Genomic DNA, 21,366 nt, shown 5'->3' with positions numbered 1-21,366 from the left:
GTGGCCGGCGGCGCCGTCGTCGCGGTACGGTCGGGCCATGCAGATCAGGCGCACCACCGCCGCGGCCGCGCGAGCTTCCCGCTCGCCGGTTGCCGCCGCCTGATCACCTGACCCCACGCCGGCGACCGGAAACGGTCCGCCGGCGTTCGCGCGTCTGCACCCCCGCGTCCGCGCGGCGGGCCGTACCGGTCGCACCCTCACCGGAAGGCCCGCGCCATGACACCCGAGCACATCGTCCGCACCTTCGTCGACCACTTCCACCGGCGGGGCCACCGGTCCGCGCCGGAGAGCCCGCTGATCCCACCGCCGGGCGATCCGGTCCTCTTCACCACCTCCGGGATGCACCCGCTGACGCCCTACCTCGCGGGCCGTCCCCACCCGTCCGGCCGGCGCCTGGTCAACGTCCAGCGCTGCCTGCGCACCACCGACCTGGACGAGGTCGGCGACCCGACCCACCTGACCGTCTTCGACATGGTCGGCACCTGGTCGCTCGGCGACTACGGCATCGGGCCGAGCCTGCGCTGGGGCTACGAGCTGCTCACCGACGGCTTCGGCGTCGACCCGGGCCGGCTGCACGCCACCGTCTTCGGCGGCGACGACCAGGTCGGCCCCGACGAGACCGCGCTGGCGACCTGGACCGAGCTCGGCGTGCCGGTGGAGCTGACCCGCGCGGAGAACTGGTGGTCCAACGGCCCCACCGGGCCGTGCGGGCCGGACTCGGAGATCTTCGTCTGGACCGGCGACGGCCCGCCCACCGGCACCCCCGGCGGCGACGACCGGTGGATGGAGGTCTGGAACCACGTGCGGATGCGCTACCACCGGCACGACGACGGCCGGCTGGAGCCGCTGCCACAGCCCAACATCGACACCGGGATGGGCCTGGAGCGGCTGGAGATGGTGCTGCGCGGCGGCCGGTCGGTCTTCGAGTGCGCCGGCCTGACCCCCTGGGTCGAGGCGGTCCGCGACCGGTGGCCGCTGGACGAGACGGCGCACCGGATCGTCTGCGACCACCTGCGCTCGGCGGTCGTGGTGCTCGGCGACGGCGTCCGGCCCGCCAACACCGGCCGGGGCTACGTGCTGCGCCGGCTGGTCCGGCGGGCGCTGACCACGCTGTGGCGCGACGATGAGTCCCGAACCCTCGCCGAGCTGCCCGATCAGCCGTACGCGGACAACCTGCGCCGGTTCCGCCAGGGCGGCGACGTCGGGCCGCTGCGCCAGGTGCTGGTCGACGAGGAACGGCGCTTCCGGGCCCTGCTGCGGCGGGGGCGGCCGGTGGTCGAGCGGTGCCGGTCCCGGGGGCCGCTGACCGACACCGACTACGCGTGGCTGCACGACACCCACGGGCTGCCCCGCGAGCTGGTCGACGGGCCGCTCGGCGAGGCGGGCTGACCGGGCGCGGACCCGAGGGGGTGGATTGCGGGCGCCGCCACCTGGGTATCCGCTGTGGACCGCCGTCGGACGGCCGGCGGCGGTCCGCCCTCGGGGGAGGTGTCCGGTGACCGTCCGTGCCTCGGCGAGCCTGCTCGCCCTCCTGCTCACCCTGACCGGCTGCGGCGTGGCGCGGGACCTCGCCACCGGCGACGCCGCGACCCCGTCCGGGCCGTCCGCGCCCGACGAGCTGCGCCAGGCGGCGAAGGCGTTGGACCGGGGCCCCTACAGCTTCCAGTTCCGCACGCCCACCACCATCGGCGCCGGCGCGGTCGACGGGCGCGACGGCTGGCTGCGGATCAGGGTGGTCGGCGGCGAGATCGCCAAGGCCCGGGTGACCTTCGAGGTGCTGCACCGGGACGGCCAGCACCTGGTCCGCAGCAACCCGCTGACCGAGGACCGGTGGACCCGGCTGGACATGACGAAGGTGGACCCGGCGCGCCGGGCCGCGCTGGAGCGGTTCGGCGACCCGGCCCACGCCGAGGACCTGCTCGCCGGAGTCGGCACCGCCGAGCGCAACGGCGAGCGCGGCTATCGGGGCACGTTGGACCTGACCCGGGCGACCGAACCGGGCGCCAGCCGCCTCATCGACGACGCGTACCTCCGGTCGCTCACCCCCGAGCAGACCGGGGCGGTGCCGTTCGAGGCGACCGTGGACTCCCAGCGGCGGCTGCTGGGCCTGCGTTTCACCCTGCCGGCCGCCGGGGGCCGACCGGAGCAGCCGTCCGAGATCAGCTACTCGGGGCACGGCTTCAAGCCCGACCTCAGCGCGCCGTTCGACGGGAAGATCGGCCCGGCGCCGGCGGAGGTCTACGAGTTCGTGAACAGCTGACCTCGTCCACCCTCGATCACCTCGGCGGCGGGACCGGTGGGCTAGCCGAGCAGCAGGTACGTCGGCACGCCGACCAGCACGCCGGCCACGCCGCCGGCGAGCACCTGGGCGGCGGTGTGGTCACCCAGCCGCACCCGGGACCAGCCGATCAGGGCCACCAGGCCGAACGCGACCAGCAGCGCCGGCCCGAAGACGACCACCAGCACCCCGACCGCCCCGGCGGCGACGGCCGCGTGCGCGCTGAGCTTCCAGACCTGGTTGACCGCGGTGACCACGAGCAGCACCGCGAACATCACCATCACCATCGCCACCAGCGCCCGGGGTGCCCCGAGCAGGACCAGCGCCGCGATGCCCGCCAGCACCGAGAGCAGGCCGCCGACCAGCGGCGCGCGCCGCTGCTCGCGTACCCCGATGTGGTGGTCGGTGAGCCGGCCGCGCCGCACCCCGAGCCAGATGATCCCGTACGGCACCACCGCGCTGAACAGCATCGCCAGCAGCGCCCAGCCGAGGCCGGTCAGCCAGGCCGGCGCGGTGGCGTGCAGCGCCACGACCACCGGCATCGCCGCCGCCCACACGGCCGGGGCGAACACCTCGGTGACGATCCGCGCGACGTTGGGGCCGGCGGGCGCGACGACCCTGGTCTCACTGGACACGCTGTTTCCTCTCGCTGTTCTCGGTGCCGGTCGCCGGGCCCAGCCCGGCCCGTAACCGGGCGACCTCCGGGGAACGGTAGGCCCTTGCCACCCGGACGAGCCAGGCGACCTGCTCCGCGGCCTCCCCACCGTCGGCACCCCCGGCCGGCAGGTCGGGCAGCTCCTCGTGGTCGGCGGCCGGCGGCGCCCCGGCGGCCCGCGCCTGCAGCGCGGCGGCCAGCACGGTCGCCTCGGTGGCGGCGGCGAGCCGTGCACCGCTCCAGCCGGCCCGGCGGCCGGCCGCCTCGGCGGCGCGCAGCAGCGCGGCCGACATCCAGGGGCGCAGGGTGGCGTACCCGTCGAGGATCTCCACGGTGGCGCGGACCCGGCGCAGGTACGGGTCGCGCAGCACCGCCAGCAGCCCGGCGGGTCCGCGCGGCTCGGGCAGCAGCGCGATCTCCGGCAGCACCCGGTGCACCGCCGCCTGGAGCGGACGCAGCCGGTGATGGTCGACGACGGCCCCCAGCCGCGCGCCGAGCCGGTCGAGACCGACCAGCGGCCCCCAGGACGGTAGCGTCGAGCCGATCAGGATGAGCAGGATGGAGACGGTGAAGCTGAACACCACCACCGCGTCGGAGACGAGCGCGGAGTCGGGCCAGAGCGCGCCGGCGGCCACCGCGGTCAGCTTGCCCAGCACGTAGACCAGGCCCCAGGCCGCGCCCGCCACGATCAGTCGCAGGCCGAGGCGGAGCAGCGGCCGGCCGGCCTGCCGCGCGTACCGGTGGGCCAGGGCCACCACCTGGGTCATCGACCAGCCCAGGTAGGTCAGGTAGACGTAGAGGAAGGGTGCGTCGAACGGGTCGCCGTAGTACCGGCCGCTGGCCACCCGCGGGTCGTCCAGGGCCGTCCGCGCCGGGGTCAGCGCGAAGAGCACCGCGATCGCGGCGATGCTGACCAGCAACGCGACGGTGCGGCGGCGCACCCGGCGCCGGGTGCGCTCGTCGTCTCCGGTCATGTGCAGCAGGAAGGCCTGCGCGGCGGTGGCCGAGACCAGGGTGAGGCAGTTGGACAGCAGCCGGGCCAGGTCGAGCACGCCGAGCGCCCGGTCCAGGGCCGGCATGAACGGCTGGATGGTGAGCGACACCGTGATGCCGACCAGGGCCAGGCAGAGCGCCCGCAGCGGCCGGTAGCGCGGGTTGCGGGCCAGGTCGCGCAGCTTGTAGAGGCTCATCACCCAGCAGGTCAGCGTCACGCCGATCATCAGGTCACGGACGAGGCTGATCACGGGTGGCGGCGTCCTTCGAGGGCGGCGGCGAGCCGGTCGGCGAGGGCGATGTCGGCCGGGGCGGTGACCGGTATCTCCGACCAGCTCTCCGCGCGTTGCACGGCGAGGCTGCCGAAGATCTCCGCCCGCCGCTCCTGCGGCACGTCGTACGAGCTGCGGGCCAGCGGGGCCGGCGCGGCGGCGGGCCGGTCCAGCTCGGACGCCGGGGAGGCGTCGTCGAAGAGGGCGTGGCCGTACTCGTGCCCGATGATCAGGCGCTGACGCACCGGGCTGGCGTTGGCGGCGTAGAAGATGTAGTCGGCGTGCTCGCCGGCCACCCAGAGCCCGTGCGGCGCCAGCGCGGGCAGCTCGCGGGGAATGAGGTGCACCGGCCGGCCGCGTCGGCGTTCCACCCGCTCGTGCAGCTCGCCGAAGGTGAAGCCGCCGGTCAGTCCGAGCGCGTCCAGGGCCTGCTCGGACTGGCGGCGCAACTGCCGGAGCTGGTCCTCGCCCGCCGCGCGTCGTCGCCGGATCATCGGGCCGGCGCCGGGTGCTGGGCGGACCCGTCCCGCGGTGCCGGCAGCCGGACCCCGCCACCGCCGGTGGCCCGCTCCGTCCTCACCTCGCCTCCGCCGGGCGCTCGCCGGAGCGGCGGGCGCGGGCGGCGGCCTCCAGGCGCTCCACCTGCTCGATCATGGCCACCACGGCGGCGTGGCCCTCGGGGGAGAGCCGGGCGTCGGCCAGCCGCATGGCCACCTGCTTGATGTGCGGGTTGGCCAGGGCGTGCGCGAGGTCGCGCCCACCGTCCACGTCGTCCGGACCGGGGGCGAAGAAGCGCGACGGCTGGCCGAAGAAGGCGGCGATGGCGTCCACCACCGACTGCCGCGGGTCCGGCGCGCGCCCCTGCCGCAGGTTGCTGAGGTGGGTGTGCGAGATCCGGCAGCCGCGCCGGGTCAGCTCCTGGGCCACGTGCCGGACGCTGTACGGCCGGCCCTGCGGGTCGGTCACCGTCCGGAAGAGCCAGTCCAGGCGGGCGGCGAAGGAGTCGTCGTGCGGCTCGGTGACCTGGGGCAAGGGGACTCCTCCGCACGTGGGCGATGACACCGGCCGGGACGGTGGCACCGACTGTTGACGCCGCTACCGCGAGTATGTATAGCATTACCACCCCTGGCACGGGGAGTGGACACTTTGGTGTGATCGTGGCACCGCCCAATGCCAGGGGCGTCCTGGCAGGTTCGACGGGAGCGCGCAGCCATGCGCCATCGGGGGTCCGTCGGAATCACCACGGGACGCGGGCGGCCGGGCCGGGGCCCGGCCCGCCGCAGGGGTGCGGTACGCCGTGCCGCACCCCTGCCCATGACGTCCGCCCGGTGGCAGCCGGGGTGGGCGGGTGTCAGACTTGCCGGCGGGGACCGCAGCGGCGAGGGACGTGGACGCATGACGGGACACGGGTACGCACTCCGGCCGGACACCGAGACCGGGACGCTGCTCGGCGCCCGGGTGACCCTCGTCGACCCGGCCGGCCTGCTCGCGGCGGCCGCCGCCGGCCCCGTCGCGCTGCTGGCCGACGCCACCTTTCCCGACCCGGTGCGCCGGGTGCGGTTCACCGTGCGCGTCGAGGCGGGGGAGCACCGGTTCGACGCCTCGGTGCGGGCCGGCGTGCCCGCCACCGCGGTGGGGCTGCTCGCGCTCGGCCTGGCCGGCCCGGCCGGGATGCTGCTGGCCCAGCGGCTGGCCGCCGGCGATCCCCGCGCCGACCGGATGGCCGCCACCGCCGGCCGGGTGGCCGCCGAGCCGTCCCGCCGGCTCGGGTTCCGCCCGCCCGCACCCGCCGCGCCGCCACCCGACGCCGCCGGGGCGGCCGTACTCGACCGCGCCCGCGAGCTGGGACTGCGCCCCGAGATCAGCCACCACGCCGAGCCCGGCGGGCGGCTGGTCACCGTGCGCGGCGCGACGCTCAGCGCCGACGTCACCCCGGCGCACCTGACGGCGATGGTCGCCCTGGTCCTCCAAGCCGTCCGTGAGCTGGCCGGCGACACCCCGGAACCGGCGGTGCTGCGCGGCCGGGCGTACACCCTCGGGGTCCGGCCGGAGCCGGCCGCGACGCCGCCGGGCAGCGCGGCGGTGACCCTCGACCAGGTCGGCGGCCTCGCCGAGGTGGTGGCCCGGTTCCGGGAGATCGCCGTGTCGTTCCGGCACCCCCAGGTGATGGCCCGCTGGGGCGCGCGCCGCCCGCAGGGCATCCTGCTGTACGGCCCGCCCGGCACCGGCAAGACCATGCTGGCCCGCGCGCTGGCCAACGAGATCGGCGCCGACTTCCGGGAGATCCGCACCCCGGAGATCCTCGACAAGTATCTCGGCGGCTCCGAGCGCAACATCAAGCAGATCTTCCGCGAGGCGCGCGGCTACCGGCAGCCCACGGTGATGCTCTTCGACGAGTTCGACAGCATCATCAGCTACGCCGGCGCGGGCGGGGACGCCGCCAGCCAGGCCGTCAACGCGGTCGCCGGCATCTTCAAGCAGGAGATGAACACCCTCATCGAGGAGAACCCGGACGTCATCGTGGTGGCCACCACCAACTTCCCGCACCGGGTCGACGCCTCGCTGACCCGCTCCGGGCGCTTCGACGTCAAGCTGGCCATCCCGGCGCCCGACGAGAGCGGCCGCGCCGAGATCATCGCCAAGATGGTCCGGGAGCTGATCGACCGGCACGAGCGCCCCGGCTTCCGGATGTTCGCCGACGACGTCGACCCGCGCGGGCTGGCCGCGCTCACCGCGGGTCTCACCGGCGCGGACCTCCGCGAGGTGCTGCGCCGGGTGCAACTCGCCAAAGCGATGCGTGAGGCATCTGACGGTGCGCCGGCCGGCCCGATCAGCCAGGATGACCTGCGTGACGCCATCGCCGGGCTCCGGCTCGGTTGAGGCGTACGACGGAAGGAGATCCGTGTCGTCCACCCTGCTGTCCCGTCGTGACCTGCGCTTCCTGCTCTACGAGTGGCTGGACGCGCCCCGACTGACCGAGCGGCCCCGCTACGCGGAGCACTCCCGGGAGACCTTCGACGACGTGCTCGACCTGGCCGAACGGGTGGCCGCCGAGCACTTCGCCCCGCACAACCGGGCCGCGGACACCAGCGAACCCGTCGTCGACGGTGGGCGGGTCCGCATGATCCCCCAGGTCAAGGCCGCGCTGGACGTCTTCGCCGGCACCGGGCTGCTCGGCGCGAGCATGGACGAGAGCGTCGGCGGGCTGCAGCTGCCGCACGTCGTCTCCGCCGCCGCGTTCGGCTTCCTCCAGGCCGCGAACGTGAGCACCGCGGCGTACCCGTTCCTGACCCTGGGCAACGCCAACCTGCTGCTCGCCCACGGCAGCGCCGCCCAGGTCGACACCTTCGTCCGGCCGATGGTCGAGGGCCGGTTCTTCGGCACCATGTGCCTGTCGGAGCCGCAGGCCGGCAGCTCGCTGGCCGACATCACCACCCGCGCCGAACCACAGGACGACGGCAGCCACCGGCTCTTCGGCACCAAGATGTGGATCTCCGGGGGAGACCACGAACTCGCCGAGAACATCGTCCACCTGGTACTCGCCCGGATCCCCGGCGGCCCGCCCGGGGTGAAGGGCATCTCGCTGTTCATCGTGCCGAAGGTGCTCATCGGCCCCGACGGCACGCTCGGCGCCCGCAACGACGTGGTGCTGGTCGGCCTCAACCACAAGATGGGGTACCGGGGGACCACCAACACCCTGCTCAACTTCGGCGAGGGAGTGCACCGGCCGGACGGTCGCCCCGGGGCGGTCGGCTACCTGGTGGGGAAGCCCCACCAGGGCCTGGCCCAGATGTTCCACATGATGAACGAGGCGCGCATCGGCGTCGGGGCCGGCGCGACCGCGCTCGGCTACACCGGCTACCTGAAGTCCCTGGCGTACGCCCGCCAGCGCCCGCAGGGCCGGCCGCTCGCCGACAAGGATCCGACGGTGCCGCAGGTGCCGATCGTCGCGCACCCCGACGTGCGCCGGATGCTGCTGGCCCAGAAGAGCTACGTGGAGGGCGCCCTCGCGCTGGTGCTCTACTGCGGGCGGCTGCTGGACGAGGAGAAGACCGCCCCCGACCCGGCCGACCGGGCCCGGGCGCACCTGCTGCTGGACATGCTCACCCCGATCGCCAAGAGCTGGCCGTCGCAGTGGTGCCTGGCCGCGAACGACCTGGCCATCCAGGTGCACGGCGGCTACGGCTACACGCGCGACTACGACGTCGAGCAGCACTGGCGGGACAACCGGCTCAACCCGATCCACGAGGGTACGCACGGCATCCAGGCGCTGGACCTGCTCGGGCGCAAGGCGACCATGGACGGCGGAGCGGGGCTGTCCCTGCTGCTGGAGACGATCTCCGCGACGGTGAGCCGGGCGTGGAAGGCCGACGGGGAGGCCGCCGGCCTGGCCGCCCAGCTCGGCGCCGCGGTCGACCGGATCGCCGGCACCACCCGCCGGCTGTGGGCCACCGGTGACCCCGCGCTCGCCCTGGCCAACGCCAGCCTCTACCTGGAGGCCGTCGGGCACGTGGTGGTCGCCTGGATGTGGCTGGAGCAGCTGCTCGCCGTCGACGCCGCGACCGGCGCGGCGGCCGGCGGTGCGGCGGACGGCGGTGGCGACGCGGACGCCGCCTTCTACGCCGGCAAGCGGCAGGCGGCGCGGTACTTCTTCCGCTTCGAACTGCCCCGCACCACCGCCCGGTTCGACCTGCTGGACGGCCTCGACCGGACCACCCTGGACATGCGCGACGAGTGGTTCTGAGTAGCGGCACCGGTCCCTGGCCCCGATGGACCCTCCCGAGACCCCGTCGGGGCCGGTGGACCGCGACGCCCGGCTGGAGACGCTACGACGGTGGTGGCGACCGCCGGGGCCGGTGCGGGCCGAGGTCCGCCGGCTGAGCCGGGAGCGCCGCCCGGCTCAGTCCTGCGCGAGCAGCCGGTCGCGGACCTCACGGCGCAGGATCTTGCCGATCTGCGAACGGGGCAGCTCCTCGACCACCACCACCCGGCGCGGCACCTTGTACGCCGTCAGGTGCTGCCGGCAGGACGTGCGCAGGCTCTCCGGATCGGCCGCGTGGTCCTCGTTCAGCACCACCGCCGCGACGACCTCCTCGCCGCCGTGCTCGCCGGGCAGCCCCACCGCGGCGGCGTCGGCCACCCCGGGCACCCGGCGCAGGGCGTCCTCCACCTCGGACGGGTAGACGTTGAAGCCGCCGGTGATGATCAGTTCCTTGATCCGGTCGACCACGGTGACGAAGCCGTCCGGGTCCATCACCACCACGTCCCCGGTTCGCAGCCAGCCGCCCGGCAGCAGCACCGCCGCGGTCTCCTCCGGGCGGTTCCAGTAGCCGGAGAACACCTGCGGGCCCCGGATCAGCAGCTCCCCGGCCTCGCCGGGGCCTCGGTCGACCGACGGGTCCTCGGGGTCGACGATGCGGACCTCGGTGGACGGGAACGGCACCCCGACGGTGCCCGGCCGGCGGGCGGGCGAGACCGGGTTGCCCAGCGCCACCGGGGAGGTCTCGGTCATGCCGTACCCCTCGACCAGCAGCCCGCCGGTGACCGACTCCCAGAGCTGGACCGTGGACGGCGGCAGGGCCATCGCGCCGGAGATGGCGTACCGGACGGAGGTGAGGTCGACGCCGCGCTCGCGGGCGGCGGTGGCCACCTTCTCGTAGATCGGCGGGACGGCGGGCAGGAACGTCGGCGGGCGGCGGCGGACCGCGTCGAGCACCTGGTCGACGTCGAAGCGGGGCAGCAGCACCAGGGTGGCGCCGATGCTCACCGCGAAGGTCAGGCAGAGCGTCAGCCCGTACGCGTGGAACAGCGGCAGGACGGCGTACACGGTCTCCTCGCCGTCGCGCAGCCCCGGCACCCAGGCGCGGCCCTGCGCGGCGTTGACGCGCAGGTTGCGGTGGGTCAGCACGGCGCCCTTCGGGATGCCGGTGGTGCCGCCGGTGTACTGCAGCAGCGCGGTGTCGTCCGGGCCGGGCGCGGGGTGCTCGGCGCGCAGCGGCGGCGCGGCGGCCAGCAGCGCGTCCCAGCTCAGCGCGCCCGGCGCCGCAGCCGTCATCGCCGCCCGGGCGGCCCGCGCCTTCGCCAGCGGCAGCCGCAGCGCCCAGCGCTTCGCCCTGGGCAGCGCGCGGGTGAGGTCCACCGCGACCACGGTCTCCACCGCGCCCGCGCCCCGCACCTGCGGCGCCGCCTTGTCCCAGACCACGGCGACCCGGGCGCCGTGGTCGGCGAGCTGGTGGCCCAGCTCCTGCGGGGTGTAGAGCGGGTTGTGCTCGACCACCACCGCGCCGAGGCGCAGCGCGGCGTAGAAGGCGATGACGTGCTGCGGACAGTTCGGCAGCACCAGGGCCACCCGGTCGCCCGCGGCGACGCCGAGCCGGCGCAGCGCCTCCGCCGCCCGGGCCACCTGCGCGTCGAGCTCGGCGTAGGTGGTCGTGGACCCGAAGAAGTCCAGCGCGACCCGGGAGCCGAACCGGCCGGCCGCCGCGCGCAGCAGGTCGACCAGGGACTCCTCCGACGGCGCGATGGTCGCCGGCACGTCGGGGGCGTAGCTGCGCAGCCAGGGCCGCTCGGTGGTCAGGTCCATCGGGTCTCCCCTCGCTGGGCACGACGGTCCGCCCGCCGGTCGCGACCGGGCGTACCGCCCCAGCCTAACCTACCTACCGGTAACCTACGCCTGCGTAGGTCCGGGTCAGCAGCCGTTCCACCGCATCGGGCGCAGCCGGGCGCCGTTGACGGAACCGACGATGGTGCCGTTGTCCGCGATCGCCCAGGCCATGATGATCACCGCGCCCGGGACCGTGCCGGGGAGCGGGACGAGCCGGTCACCGCGGTCGACCGCCCGGTCGCCGAGCACCGTGCCCCGCGCATTGACATCCTGCACCGACGGCAGCCCCGGGTGCACCGGAACCGCCGACCCGCTGTGCAGGTTCCAGCGCATCGGCGTCTGGTCCCCCTCGGGACCGGCGCCCCCGACCGCCCAGTCACCCTGGGCGGCCCGTATCCAGGTACCCGTCATGCCCGGCGCGGTGAGCCGGTCGATCCGTCCGTCGGGCCAGCGGACCCAGGCGGTGGGCCCCGTCGCACCGCCCGAGGCGCCGGCGGTGCCAACGATGGTGCCGTTGTCGAGGATCTCCTGCGCGGCCGAGTCCGCCGGCGCGTCGACCACCTCCACCGTGCCCGGCCGGTCCGCCGGCCAGAGCAGCGGCAGGGCGGTCTCGGTCTCCTCCACCGAGCCCTGGCCCACGATGTCACCGCGGGCGTTGATCCCGAGCGGCCAGGTCCCGGAAACCGTCGCCGGCACGGGCAACCACTCCAGCCGGCCGTAGCGGTAGCGCCACGGACGGAAGGTGCCGTCGACGAAGGCGCTGCCAACCACCACGCCGTACCGGTTGACGGCGGCGAGGCGCCGGGACGGGTCGGACGGCACCACGGTGACCCTCGGCCCGTCCCAGAGCAGCAGCAGTTCCTCCCGTACGTCCCCGGTGATGCGCAGGCCCCGGCCGGCGATGAACCGTCCGGTCGGGTCGATCGCCCGAGCCTCGCCGTGCGTCACGTCGGCCGGCATCGGCAGTGGGCGGCTCGTGCAGAGCGTCGCGCTACGCGGCCCCGTCGCCGCCGTGGCGACGCCGGGCGCGCCCAGCGTCGCGGTGAGGACGCCGGCGGTGAGGCCGGCGAGGAGGCTGTTCGGGATGGTCCGCGTCATGGCTGCTCCCGGCATTGGCGCCCGGGCTTCCGGGCGGTGTCCATGCCCTGTTCACGGGTGAGGGCACCGCCCGGTTGCACCGCGCCGCGGCCGGGAACCCGCTGCGGCATCGACGTGGCGGGGATCGGGCCGCTCGGCGGTCAGGTCCCTCCGGTTCCCCCGCCGTCGCCGGTGCGGGCGGGACACCCGCACCGGCGACGGCGCAACTGACGCCGCCGATGCCGGCGGCGCAGTCGGTGGAGTCAGCAGCCGCTCCAGCGCACCGGGGTGAGCCGGCCGTCGTTGCGGAAGCCGACCACCGTGCCGGTGTCCGAGATGGCCTCAGCGCCCAAGCCCACCCGTGCTCCGCCCCCGGGCAGCAGGCGGGAGGTGCCGCCGCGGGCGATCCGGTCGCCGCCGACCACCGTCCCGCGCTTGTTGACGTCGGTCACCAACGGCAGCTCGTCGGCGAGTCGCGACCAGGAGCCGTCGCGCAGGTCCCAGCGCACCTTCACCTGGTTGCCGTCACCGAGGTTGACCCGACCGATCGCCCAGTGGCCCTGCGCCGCGTAGACGATGGTGGTGCGGGCCCCCGGCACGGTGAGCGCCTCGACACGTCCGTCCGGGTACCGCACCCAGCCGGTCCACGCCGCGAACTCGCCGGCGGTGCCGACGATGGTGCCGTCCTCGGTGATGCCCTGCGGCACGGCGCCGGCCGGGGCGTCGAGCACCTCGAACGTGCCGGGCCGGGCGGCCGGCCACCGCACCGTGAAGGGGTCGTAGGTGTCCGGGTCCACCCCCACACCGACGATGTCTCCTGCGCCGTTGATCGCCGTCGGCTCCGCGCCGCCGGGCGGCGACGGGAGGAGTGCGACGGCGCCGTCGCGCAGGATCCACGGCCGGATCCTGCCATCGGCCCAGCCGCTGCCGACCACTGTGCCGGCGGTGTTGACGTCCGCCACGTTCTCGGCGAGCGATGACTCGATGGTGGTGAGCCGCCCGCGGTCCCACACCAACAGGAGGGCCTGGTTGCTCTCCTCGCCGACCCGCAGGGCGGTGCCGGCGATGAACCGGCCGGTCCGGTCGATGGCCCGCGCGTCGGCGCGGTAGACATCGGCGGGGTAGGGCAGGGTGGACAGCTTGCAGGCGCTGGCGCTGGCCGTCCGTGGCGCGGCGGTCGCCGGCGCGGTGGCGACGCCGATCGCGGCGGACAGCAGCCCGGCGGTGGCCGCCGCCAGCATCCTGCGTCGAGCGAGGTGGGTCATCGGTATCTCCCCGTGGTCGGTCCGGGTGCTCCGGACGGTGTGACGGGAGAACCCTCGACGGCCAGGTCGGGTTGCAATCTGTCCGATACCTGACAACCCGTTCGCGTTCCCGCCCGCGCCCGCGGCCGGCCCAGGCGTTCGCCTATCGGCGACCGGGGGAGTGCTGTCGCATCAGTTGCCGGCCCCGCACGAAGGCCAGCACGATCACCACCACCAGTGCGATCGCCCCGATGACGACCAGCCAACGGACCGCCTCGAGGAGCAGCCCCAGCAGGACGAGCGCGCCGCCGACGATGCCGACGATCCAGAGCACGGTCCGCATCTTCGCCTCCCTGATCGACTGTCCGCGCGCCTCCCCCTGGGGGCCGGACATGCCGGCCGGGCGCGGAAACGTCGGTCAGCGTCGGGCGACGTAGACGGTGTTGGCGCTCTCGCCGCCGGTCAACGGATTGGCGAAGCGGACGACGTGGGCCTGCGAGGTCGGGAACACCTCGGCCAGCACCCGGCCGAAATCCTCGTCCGGCGGGTCGTCCGACCAGAGGGCGAACACCCCGTCCGGGTGCAGTAGGTCGGCCAGCCGGCGCAGCCCGTCCGCCCGGTAGAAGGGGGCGTGGCTGGGGTGCAGGACGTGCCGCGGCGAGTGGTCCACGTCCAGCAGCACGGCGTGGAACCGGCGGTCCGGATCCGCCGGGTCGAGGCCGGTGCCGCCGGCGACGGCGGCGAAGAAGTCGGCCCGCACGAACCGGGTACGCGGGTCGGGCGCCAGCCCGGCGGAGAAGGGGAACAGCTGCCGGCGGTGCCAGTCGATGACGTCCTCGATCGCCTCGACCACCACCAGCGAGCGCACCCGGGGGTCCTCCAACGCGGTCCGCGCGGTGTACCCGAGGCCGAGGCCGCCGACCACCACGTCCAGGGCGTCGCCGGTCAGCGGGGCCAGCCCCAACCGGGCCAGCTCGATCTCCGCCACCGGGAAGAGGCTGGACATCAGGAACTCGTCGTCGAGCTTCACCTCGTACACGTCGACGTCGAGCGCCGGGTCGCGGCGCCGGCGCAGGCTGATCTCGCCGATCGGGGTCTCCCGCCAGGCCAGTTCCTCGAATCGCGTGCCCACCCGGCCTCCTCGCCGCCACCGTCCGTGCGGGATGCTACCGGTCGGGTCCGGCTCATCCCGCGACCCTGACCGGCCGGCGCACTCTGCGGTGACCTCCCACCCCGGCGGTCACGCCGCCCGGGTCGCCACCACCACCGTGTCGAGCGCGTCCACGGTGTCGCCGTCGACGGTCACCGGGCGGCGGGCCGTCTCCGCCCGCCGTACCCGCAGCCCGTCGAGACCGGCGGTCACCTCCTCCGGCGTGAGCAGGATCGCCGGCTCGCGCGGGCCGCCCACGCCGCCCTCCAGGTTGGCCCGGTCGTGCCCGACCACCACCACCGTGCCGCCGGGCCGCAGCGCGTCGCGCGCCCCGGCCAGCACCGTCGCCAGCGCGGCCGGGGGCAGGTGCAGGTAGGCGACCAGCACCAGGTCGTACCGGCCGGGCTCGGGCGCGTCGGCGGTGACGTCCCCGACCCGCCAGTCCACCGGTACGCCCCGGCGGGCGGCCGGCTCCCGGCCGCGCGCCACCGCCACCGGTGAGAAGTCGACCGCGGTCACCCGCCAGCCCCGCCCGGCCAGCCAGACCGCGTTGCGCCCCTCCCCGGCGGCGAGGTCGAGTGCGTCACCCGGGGGCAGGTCGGCGATCGCCTCCACCACGAAACGGTTCGGCTCGGCGGTCCACACCAGCTCCGTCGAGGCGGCGTACCGCGCGTCCCATTCACTGCTGTCCACGGTCCGGTTATACGCGATCGGCGAACCTGGGGCGCGACATCCGGCCGGGCGGTGCGGCCGTGACGACGCAGGGTCGCCGGGACATCGACGCAGCGCATATCCTGTCCGCCGACGACTCGCCGGAAGGGACGCCATGCCGTCGCGGCAGGACCAGCTCCACTCGTACCAGTTCACCGTGCAGCGGGCGGTCGCCGCGCTGGTGATGCGGGAGACCGACCCGGCGCGGTCGCCGTTCCGGCGGCTCGCCGGCGCCGGTCTGGCGAGCGTGCTGGTGGCCGCGATCGGGCTCGGGGGCTTCGCCCTGTACGGCCTCTTCGCCGGCGGTGGCAGCAAGTGGCGCGACCCGGGCGCGGTGATCGTCGAGAAGGAGTCCGGCGCCCGGTTCGTCTACCGGGACGGCAAGCTGCACCCGGTGCTCAACTACGCCTCCGCGCTGCTGATCATCGGGGCCGAGCGGTCCAGCACGGTGCTGGTCTCCCGCCGGTCCATCGAGGGGGTGCCCCGGGGCCTGCCGCTGGGCATCGCCGACGCGCCGGACTCGCTGCCCGCCCCCGGGCGGCTCTCGACCGCCGCGTGGACGGTCTGCTCGGTCGTGCCGGCCGGGACCGGGCGTCCGACGCCCCGCTCGGCGCTGCTCATCGGTCGGGAGGCCACCGGCGGGCGGCCGACCGGCGAGGAGGGGGTGCTGGTCCGGCATCCGGACGGCACCCTGCATCTCGTCTGGCGGGAGCGGCGCTTCCTGCTGCGCGACACCAGCCGGGTGCTGGCGGCACTGGCCGCTACCCGGGAGCGGGCGGTGCCGGTGGCGCCCGCCCTGCTCAACACGCTGCCCGCGGGCGCCGACCTGGCCCCGCCGGCCCTGCCCGAGCTGGGTCAGCCCGCCGCCCGGGTCGCCGGCGCCGCGGTCGGTGACGTCTACCTGGTCCGCAACTCCGGCGGCGGCCGGCAGTACGCGGTCGCCGAGTCCGACGGCCTCGCCGGCATCACCGAGTTGCAGGCGGCCCTGCTGATGGCCCGCACCGGTCAGGGCGACCCGAAGCCGATCACCCTCGGCCGGTTCGCCGCCCTGCCCAAGCTGCCGGACCTGGTGCCGAGCGGCCCCACCGCCCCACCCGCGTCGCCGCCCCGGCTGGCCGGCGTGGACGGTGGCGGGCTCTGCGCGCGGGTCGGCGACGACGGCGAGGTCCGCGACGTCCGCGTCGGCGCCACCCTGCCCGATCTGACCGCCGTGGCCCGCACCGGCGCCGCCACCGGGCGGGGTGCGGTGCTCGCCGACCACGTGGTGGTCGAGCCCGGCCGGGGCGCGGTGGTGGAGTCCGTCGCCGCGCCCGGCGCGACCGGCGGCGCGGTCTCCGTCGTCACCGACCTGGGCCGGCGGTACGTGCTGGCCGGCGCCGAGGTGCTGGGCATGCTCGGCTACCGCGACGTGCGGCCGGTGCGGCTGCCCGCCGGCCTGGTCAGCCTGGTGCCCGCCGGCAGCCCGCTCGACCCGGCCGCCGCGCGGGCGGTGGCCGCCCCCGCCTGACCCAGGCCTGGCGATGGTCGGGCCCAGGGGCGCCCGCCGCGAGTGGGTCAGGGCCCAGGACGGCGGGCGGTCAGGGCGCGGGGCGGCGGAGCACGCTGACCGCGAAGTCGGCCTCGTCGCGCCACGGACGCAGGTCCCAGGTGGCGAAGCGGTGCTCGGGGCGCAGCCCGGCGGCGACCGCGTCGCCGTCGAAGTCCGCCAGCCGGTAGCCCCGGTCGGTGCCGAAGCCGACCAGCACCACGCCGTCGGGGCGCAGGTGCGCGGCGATCCGGGCCAGCACGTCCCGTTCGGTGCCCGGAGCGACGAACGCCATCACGTTGCCCGCCACCACGGCGGCGTCGAAGGGCTCCGGCTCGCCGGCCGCGGCCAGGTCCAGTGCGGCGAGGTCGCCGACCAGCCAGCGCGGGCCGGGATGGTCGGCGCGGGCGGCCTCGACCAGCGCCGGGTCGGCGTCCACCCCGACCACCCGGTGACCGCGGGCGGCCAGCGCGGCGCCGACCCGGCCGGTGCCGCAGCCGGCGTCCAGGATCCGCGAGCCGGGCGCGACCATGGCGTCCACCAGGCGCGCCTCGCCGGCGAGGTCGGCGCCCTCGGCGGCGAGCTTGCGGAACCGGTCGATGTACCACTGCGAGTGTCCGGGGCCGGTCTCGGTCGCCCAGCGGGTCGGGTTGGTCATGCCGCCACGGTAACCGGCGCCCGGCGGAGCGTCCCGGCGGTCAGGGCAGCCGGGCGACGGTGACGAACTCGTTGTACGTGAAGAGCTTGCCGAGCGCCCGGGGGAAGGGGAACGAGTACTGCCGTACCACGGTCATGCCGAGGTCGCGGGCGGCCTCGGCCGCCTCGGGGAACCCGACGAACCGGACGTGGCTGGCGTCGCTGGCGTACCCGCGCTCCTGCGGGGTGATGAAGACGGCGGTGCCGCCGGAGCGGACGAACGGCAGGTACGAGGAGACCACCTCCAGCGCCTGGCCGGCGGGGAGGTGCTCCAGCAGGTGGGCGGCGAGCAGCGAGTCGAAGGCGTCCGGGCGGGCGTGCTCGGAGCGGAAGAACTCCTCGACCGTGTACGCCTCGTGCCCGGCGGCCCGGGCGTGCGCGATCGACGTGGCGTTGTGGTCGACCCCGACGGCGCCGTCGCCGAGGTTCGCGAGGTTGCGGCCGAGTCCGCAGCCCACGTCGAGGGTGCGGCCCAGGCCGAGCCGCCGCAGGTTCCACCGGTACGGCGCCTGCACGTCGAGCAGCTGCTTCCAGCGCGCGCCACCCAGGCGTTGCAGCCGACGGGTGTAGTCCTCACCCTGGGTGCCCGTTGGCGCGTCCTGCCGTGCTCGACCCATCGCCGGCCCCTTTGCCTGTCGCGGATACGGATGTGGTGCTCGCGCACCTGCCGGCGGCACGCGCAGGGCGTTCCGTCGGCTTCCCCCGTACCCGCCGGGGCGGGTTTTCGAACGATGCTACGGACGACATGACCGTTCGGCACGATTATCTACCAGGTGTTTCGAGGCGTGATCGCGGCCTCCACGGACGGTGACCGGCGGTCGGCCACCGCCCGTGGGCGGGTGGTCAGCCCTTCTCCGCGCCGGCGGTGAGACCCTCGGTGAGCAGCCGCTCACTGGCGAAGAAGAGGATCACGATGGGCAGGGTGAGGATCACCGACCCGGCCATCAGCACCGTCTTGGGCACCTCGACGCCGTCGGCGAGCAGGGAGAGCCCCAGCGACACCGTCCACCGGTCGGGCTTGTCGACCAGGAAGAGCAGCGCGAAGAGGAACTCGTTCCAGGCGATCATGAAGTCGTAGAGCGCGACCGCCATGATCGACGGGGCGGCCAGAGGCAGGCTGATCCGGCGGATGATGCCGAGCCGGCCGGCCCCGTCGATCGCCGCGGACTCCTCCAGGCTGATCGGGATGGTCTCGAAGTAGTTCTTCAGCATGTAGACCGAGACCGGCAGGGTCTGCGAGATGTAGACCAGCACCAGGCCGAACAGGGACCCGCGCAGCCCGGCCCGGGTGAAGACCACGAAGAGCGGGATCGCGATGACGATCGACGGGAACAGGTAGACGGCCAGGAACAGGACATTGACCTGGCGACGGCCGAAGAACCGCAACCGGGAGACGGCGTACGCGCCGGGGATCGCCACCAGCAGCGTCAGCAGCGTCGCGGCCAGGGCGACCAGGCCGCTGTTGCGGATGAAGGTGAGGAAACCCTGGCCGCCGTCCTCGGCGGCCTTCAACACCTCGGTGTACGTGGCCACGGTGAGCTCGCCCAGCGGCACCCACAGCGAGCCGGGGTCGAGCAGCAGCCGTTCGATGGGGCGTACCGAGAGCACCAGCATGTACCAGAACGGCAGCAGGGTGACCAGCAGGAACGCGGTGACCACCAGCCGGCGCAGCCAGCGCAGCGAGACGGTTTCGATCCGGTCGCGGTCCATCACGCCTCCCTGCGTCCGGCGAAGAAGCGCAGGTAGATCGCCACGAAGACGATCAGCACCACGGCCAGCACGACGGCCTGCGCCGCCGCCGCCCCGATGTCGGTCCGCGCGGTGAGGAACTGGTAGACCCGGACGCTGACCACCTCGGTGCCGGCGGAACCGCCGGTGAGCAGGTAGACGTCGTCGAACTTGTTGAACGTCATGATGAACCGCAGCACCCCCAGCAGGGCGATCACCGGCATCAGCTGCGGCAGCAGGATGTGCCGGAACCGCTGGGTCGGGGTGGCGCCGTCCACCCGGGCGGCCTCCTCCAGCTCGCCGGGGACGGCCTGGAGCCGGGCCAGCAGGAACAGGAACGCGAACGGGAAGTAGCGCCACGCCTCGAACGCGACCACCGTGGCCAGGGCGGTCGAGTCCTGGGACAGGAAGGGGATCGGGGCGTCCCAGCCGAGGAAGCGCTGCCCCCAGTCGTTGACGATGCCGAGCTGGGGGTCGAGCATCACCTGCCAGACGAAGGCCACCGCGACCACCGGCGCCACGTACGGCAGCAGCATCGAGGCCCGGACCAGCGTCCGGCCCCGGAACGGTCGGCGGACCACCAGCGCGGCGACCAGGCCGAGCGCGATCGACCCGGCGGTGCCGCCGAGGCTGTAGAGCACCGTGGTCCAGAGCGTGTCGGCGAAGCCCGGCGTATTCAGCACCCGGTCGAAGTTGCTCAGCGTCAGCTCACCGAAGAGCCCGGTCTTGCGCAGGGTGGCCAGGCGTACCCGTTGGAAGGCCAGCACCACCGTCCAGACGATCGGGATGCCGATCACCGCGACCACGACGAGCAGGGTCGGCGCAACCAGTGCGAGCCCGGCGCGCGACTCCCGGCGACGCAGCGTGAGCGGGCGTCGGCGGCCGGGGCCGGGCCGCTCCCGGGCGGGGGAGCGGCCGGTCTCCGGTGGGGCCGTCGTCAATTGACGCCCGCCTTGATCGCCTCCACGTCCTTCTTCGCCCGGGCGGCCGCCGCGCCGGCGTCGCTCTTGCCGCCGACGACGTCCGCGAGGGCCTTGGGTACGGGCAGTTCGCCCAGGATCGCGCCGACCAGTTTGCCCTGGCCCTGGGTCAGGCCCCAGCGCTGGAAGGTGTCCGGGCTCGTGCGCAGGCCGGTCAGCACCTCGGCGCCGTACACCTCGGAGAGTGGCTTCTTCGCGTCCACGCCGGCCTGGCTGGTGTTCCAGGCGGTGAGGAACTTCTCCTTGTCGTCGGCGGTGCCCTTGCGGACCGGGAAGCGCCCCTCCGGGGACATGCCGAACCAGCGCGGGTAGCCGTCGGAGAGCAGGTACTCCACGAAGGACTTCGCCGGGTCGGCGGCGGCCTCGTTCAGCACCGCCCAGGAGCTGATCTCGCCGTACTGGGCCGGCTCCGCGCCGTTCGGGCCCTTGATGGCGGTGACGAAGCCGCTGTTCTTCGCCAGCCAGTTCGGATCCTTCGCGCACTGGGGACAGGTCGGCTTGGCGTCGTTGCGCAGTCCGGCCAGCTCATCGAGGATGAACGGCGACCAGATCAGCATGGCGGCCTTGCCGGCGAAGTAGGTGGCCCGGGTGGTGTCCACGTCCTGCGCGCCCTTGACGGAGTGGTTGCGCATCAGGTCGCCGTAGAAGCGGAAGGCCTCGACGCATTCGGGGGAGTCCAGCTTGACCGCGCCGGAGTCGTCGGTGAGCTGACAGTTGTTGGCCAGGGCCAGGTGCTCGAAGGTCTGCTGGGTGAAGACGTCGCCCGGGGCGGTGGCCGCCGTGATGCCGGCGACCCCGCCGGTGTTCAGCTTCGCCGCCGCGGCGGCGATCTTCTCGTACGTGTCGGGGGCGGGCAGGCCGGCGGCGTCGAAGAGGTCCTTGCGGTAGACCAGCAGCTGCCCCCACCCGTCGCTGGGTACCGAGAGCTGCTTCCCGTCCTCGGAGGTCAGTTCCAGGGCCCGTGGCGAGAAGGTGTCCCGCCCCAGCTTGTCGACGATCTCCTTGTTGGCGTCGGGATGCAGCAGCTCGTTGCCGGCGAGGGTGCGGATGCCGGCGAGCGACACCGACCCGACGACGTCGGGCAGCTCCCCGGCGGCGGCGCTGGAGGCGATGAGGGAGGGGAACTGGTCCTCGTTGACGGTGACCAGATTGACCTTCACGCCGGTCTTGGCGGTGTAGTCGGCGATGATCGCCTTGGTGGCGGTGACCCGGTCGGCCACGTCCTCCAGGCTCCAGACGGTTATTTCGGAACTGTCGCTTTTAGACTCGTCGTCGCTGCAGGCCAGCAGGCTCGCCCCGGTTACTGCGAGGATCAGGGTGGCGGCCAGCATCCGCATCGGAGGGGATGACATCTGTGGCACTCCTCTCGAAGGGTACATGAGGGATTCAACGTGCTGGATTGATCAATCACAAGACATATAGCGATTTTTTGTTAAGATTGAGCCCGGTACGT

General features: G+C 74.4%; 20 protein-coding genes. 5 read left to right on the top strand and 15 right to left on the bottom strand.

What is annotated here, in order from left to right; genetic code table 11:
• The first annotated feature begins 216 nt into the window (after positions 1–216).
• Positions 217–1,389, top strand: a complete 1,173-nt coding sequence (locus tag M2302_RS10550) for an alanine--tRNA ligase-related protein (protein WP_280837723.1) — start codon at positions 217–219, stop codon at positions 1,387–1,389.
• Positions 1,390–1,495: 106 nt separating this feature from the next.
• Complete coding sequence (locus tag M2302_RS10545; protein ID WP_280837722.1) at positions 1,496–2,260, top strand: hypothetical protein; 765 nt, start codon at positions 1,496–1,498, stop codon at positions 2,258–2,260.
• A 41-nt stretch (positions 2,261–2,301) separates the two neighbouring features.
• Here the strand turns inward: M2302_RS10545 and M2302_RS10540 are convergent, their stop codons facing one another.
• From M2302_RS10540 to M2302_RS10525, 4 genes are all read right to left on the bottom strand, one after another.
• On the bottom strand, positions 2,302–2,820 hold the full coding sequence (locus tag M2302_RS10540) for a hypothetical protein (RefSeq protein ID WP_280837749.1): 519 nt from the start codon (positions 2,818–2,820) through the stop codon (positions 2,302–2,304).
• Positions 2,821–2,902: 82 nt separating this feature from the next.
• On the bottom strand, positions 2,903–4,177 hold the full coding sequence (locus tag M2302_RS10535) for an MAB_1171c family putative transporter (protein WP_280837721.1): 1,275 nt from the start codon (positions 4,175–4,177) through the stop codon (positions 2,903–2,905).
• Positions 4,174–4,692: an ImmA/IrrE family metallo-endopeptidase gene (locus M2302_RS10530; protein WP_210777513.1), complete on the bottom strand. Its 519-nt coding sequence runs from the start codon at positions 4,690–4,692 to the stop codon at positions 4,174–4,176. The genes M2302_RS10535 and M2302_RS10530 overlap by 4 nt, the downstream gene beginning before the upstream one ends.
• A gap of 82 nt (positions 4,693–4,774) precedes the next feature.
• On the bottom strand, positions 4,775–5,230 hold the full coding sequence (locus M2302_RS10525; protein ID WP_280837720.1) for a hypothetical protein: 456 nt from the start codon (positions 5,228–5,230) through the stop codon (positions 4,775–4,777).
• 363 nt (positions 5,231–5,593) lie between these two features.
• On the opposite strand from M2302_RS10525, the gene M2302_RS10520 reads away from it, so the two are divergent.
• Together M2302_RS10520 and M2302_RS10515 are read left to right on the top strand one after the other, a co-directional pair.
• Positions 5,594–7,078, top strand: a complete 1,485-nt coding sequence (locus M2302_RS10520; RefSeq protein ID WP_280837719.1) for an ATP-binding protein — start codon at positions 5,594–5,596, stop codon at positions 7,076–7,078.
• 22 nt (positions 7,079–7,100) lie between these two features.
• On the top strand, positions 7,101–8,942 hold the full coding sequence (locus M2302_RS10515; RefSeq protein ID WP_280837718.1) for an acyl-CoA dehydrogenase: 1,842 nt from the start codon (positions 7,101–7,103) through the stop codon (positions 8,940–8,942).
• Positions 8,943–9,098: 156 nt separating this feature from the next.
• Here M2302_RS10515 and M2302_RS10510 read toward each other — a convergent pair whose 3' ends face one another.
• The 6 genes from M2302_RS10510 to M2302_RS10485 all read right to left on the bottom strand — a co-directional run bounded on the left by M2302_RS10510 (position 9,099) and on the right by M2302_RS10485 (position 14,966).
• Positions 9,099–10,781 (bottom strand): long-chain-fatty-acid--CoA ligase, encoded by a 1,683-nt coding sequence (locus tag M2302_RS10510; protein ID WP_280837717.1) that lies wholly within the window; start codon positions 10,779–10,781, stop codon positions 9,099–9,101.
• Between the two features lie 105 nt (positions 10,782–10,886).
• On the bottom strand, positions 10,887–11,900 hold the full coding sequence (locus tag M2302_RS10505; protein WP_280837716.1) for a hypothetical protein: 1,014 nt from the start codon (positions 11,898–11,900) through the stop codon (positions 10,887–10,889).
• 242 nt (positions 11,901–12,142) lie between these two features.
• Positions 12,143–13,144 (bottom strand): hypothetical protein, encoded by a 1,002-nt coding sequence (locus tag M2302_RS10500; RefSeq protein WP_280837715.1) that lies wholly within the window; start codon positions 13,142–13,144, stop codon positions 12,143–12,145.
• 142 nt (positions 13,145–13,286) lie between these two features.
• Positions 13,287–13,466 (bottom strand): hypothetical protein, encoded by a 180-nt coding sequence (locus tag M2302_RS10495; protein WP_280837714.1) that lies wholly within the window; start codon positions 13,464–13,466, stop codon positions 13,287–13,289.
• A 75-nt stretch (positions 13,467–13,541) separates the two neighbouring features.
• A complete protein-coding gene (locus tag M2302_RS10490) occupies positions 13,542–14,255 on the bottom strand; it encodes a spermidine synthase (protein ID WP_280837713.1) in 714 nt (237 codons plus the stop codon).
• Between the two features lie 108 nt (positions 14,256–14,363).
• Positions 14,364–14,966 carry a class I SAM-dependent methyltransferase gene (locus M2302_RS10485; RefSeq protein WP_280837712.1) on the bottom strand — a complete coding sequence of 201 codons (603 nt, stop codon included), beginning with the start codon at positions 14,964–14,966 and terminating at the stop codon, positions 14,364–14,366.
• 133 nt (positions 14,967–15,099) lie between these two features.
• On the opposite strand from M2302_RS10485, the gene eccB reads away from it, so the two are divergent.
• Positions 15,100–16,491, top strand: a complete 1,392-nt coding sequence (gene eccB, locus M2302_RS10480) for a type VII secretion protein EccB (protein WP_280837711.1) — start codon at positions 15,100–15,102, stop codon at positions 16,489–16,491.
• A 70-nt stretch (positions 16,492–16,561) separates the two neighbouring features.
• Here eccB and M2302_RS10475 read toward each other — a convergent pair whose 3' ends face one another.
• The 5 genes from M2302_RS10475 to M2302_RS10455 form a co-directional block, all read right to left on the bottom strand.
• Positions 16,562–17,167, bottom strand: coding sequence for a class I SAM-dependent methyltransferase (locus tag M2302_RS10475; RefSeq protein ID WP_280837710.1), 606 nt, complete (start codon positions 17,165–17,167; stop codon positions 16,562–16,564).
• 40 nt (positions 17,168–17,207) lie between these two features.
• On the bottom strand, positions 17,208–17,822 hold the full coding sequence (locus M2302_RS10470; RefSeq protein ID WP_280837709.1) for a methyltransferase domain-containing protein: 615 nt from the start codon (positions 17,820–17,822) through the stop codon (positions 17,208–17,210).
• A 226-nt stretch (positions 17,823–18,048) separates the two neighbouring features.
• Positions 18,049–18,915, bottom strand: coding sequence for a carbohydrate ABC transporter permease (locus M2302_RS10465; protein WP_280837708.1), 867 nt, complete (start codon positions 18,913–18,915; stop codon positions 18,049–18,051).
• Entirely contained in the window at positions 18,915–19,874 is a 960-nt protein-coding gene (locus M2302_RS10460) for a sugar ABC transporter permease (RefSeq protein ID WP_280837707.1), read from the bottom strand. Before M2302_RS10460 ends, M2302_RS10465 begins: the two co-directional genes overlap by 1 nt.
• Positions 19,871–21,265 (bottom strand): extracellular solute-binding protein, encoded by a 1,395-nt coding sequence (locus tag M2302_RS10455; protein WP_280837706.1) that lies wholly within the window; start codon positions 21,263–21,265, stop codon positions 19,871–19,873. Before M2302_RS10455 ends, M2302_RS10460 begins: the two co-directional genes overlap by 4 nt.
• Between the last annotated feature and the right edge of the window lie 101 nt (positions 21,266–21,366).

The sequence above is a fragment of the Micromonospora sp. A200 genome (assembly GCF_029893845.1).
In the GTDB taxonomy this organism is placed as follows: domain Bacteria; phylum Actinomycetota; class Actinomycetes; order Mycobacteriales; family Micromonosporaceae; genus Micromonospora; species Micromonospora purpureochromogenes.
The sequence above is the reverse complement of the archived record's forward strand: the minus strand, read 5'-3'. Positions and strand labels throughout refer to the sequence as shown.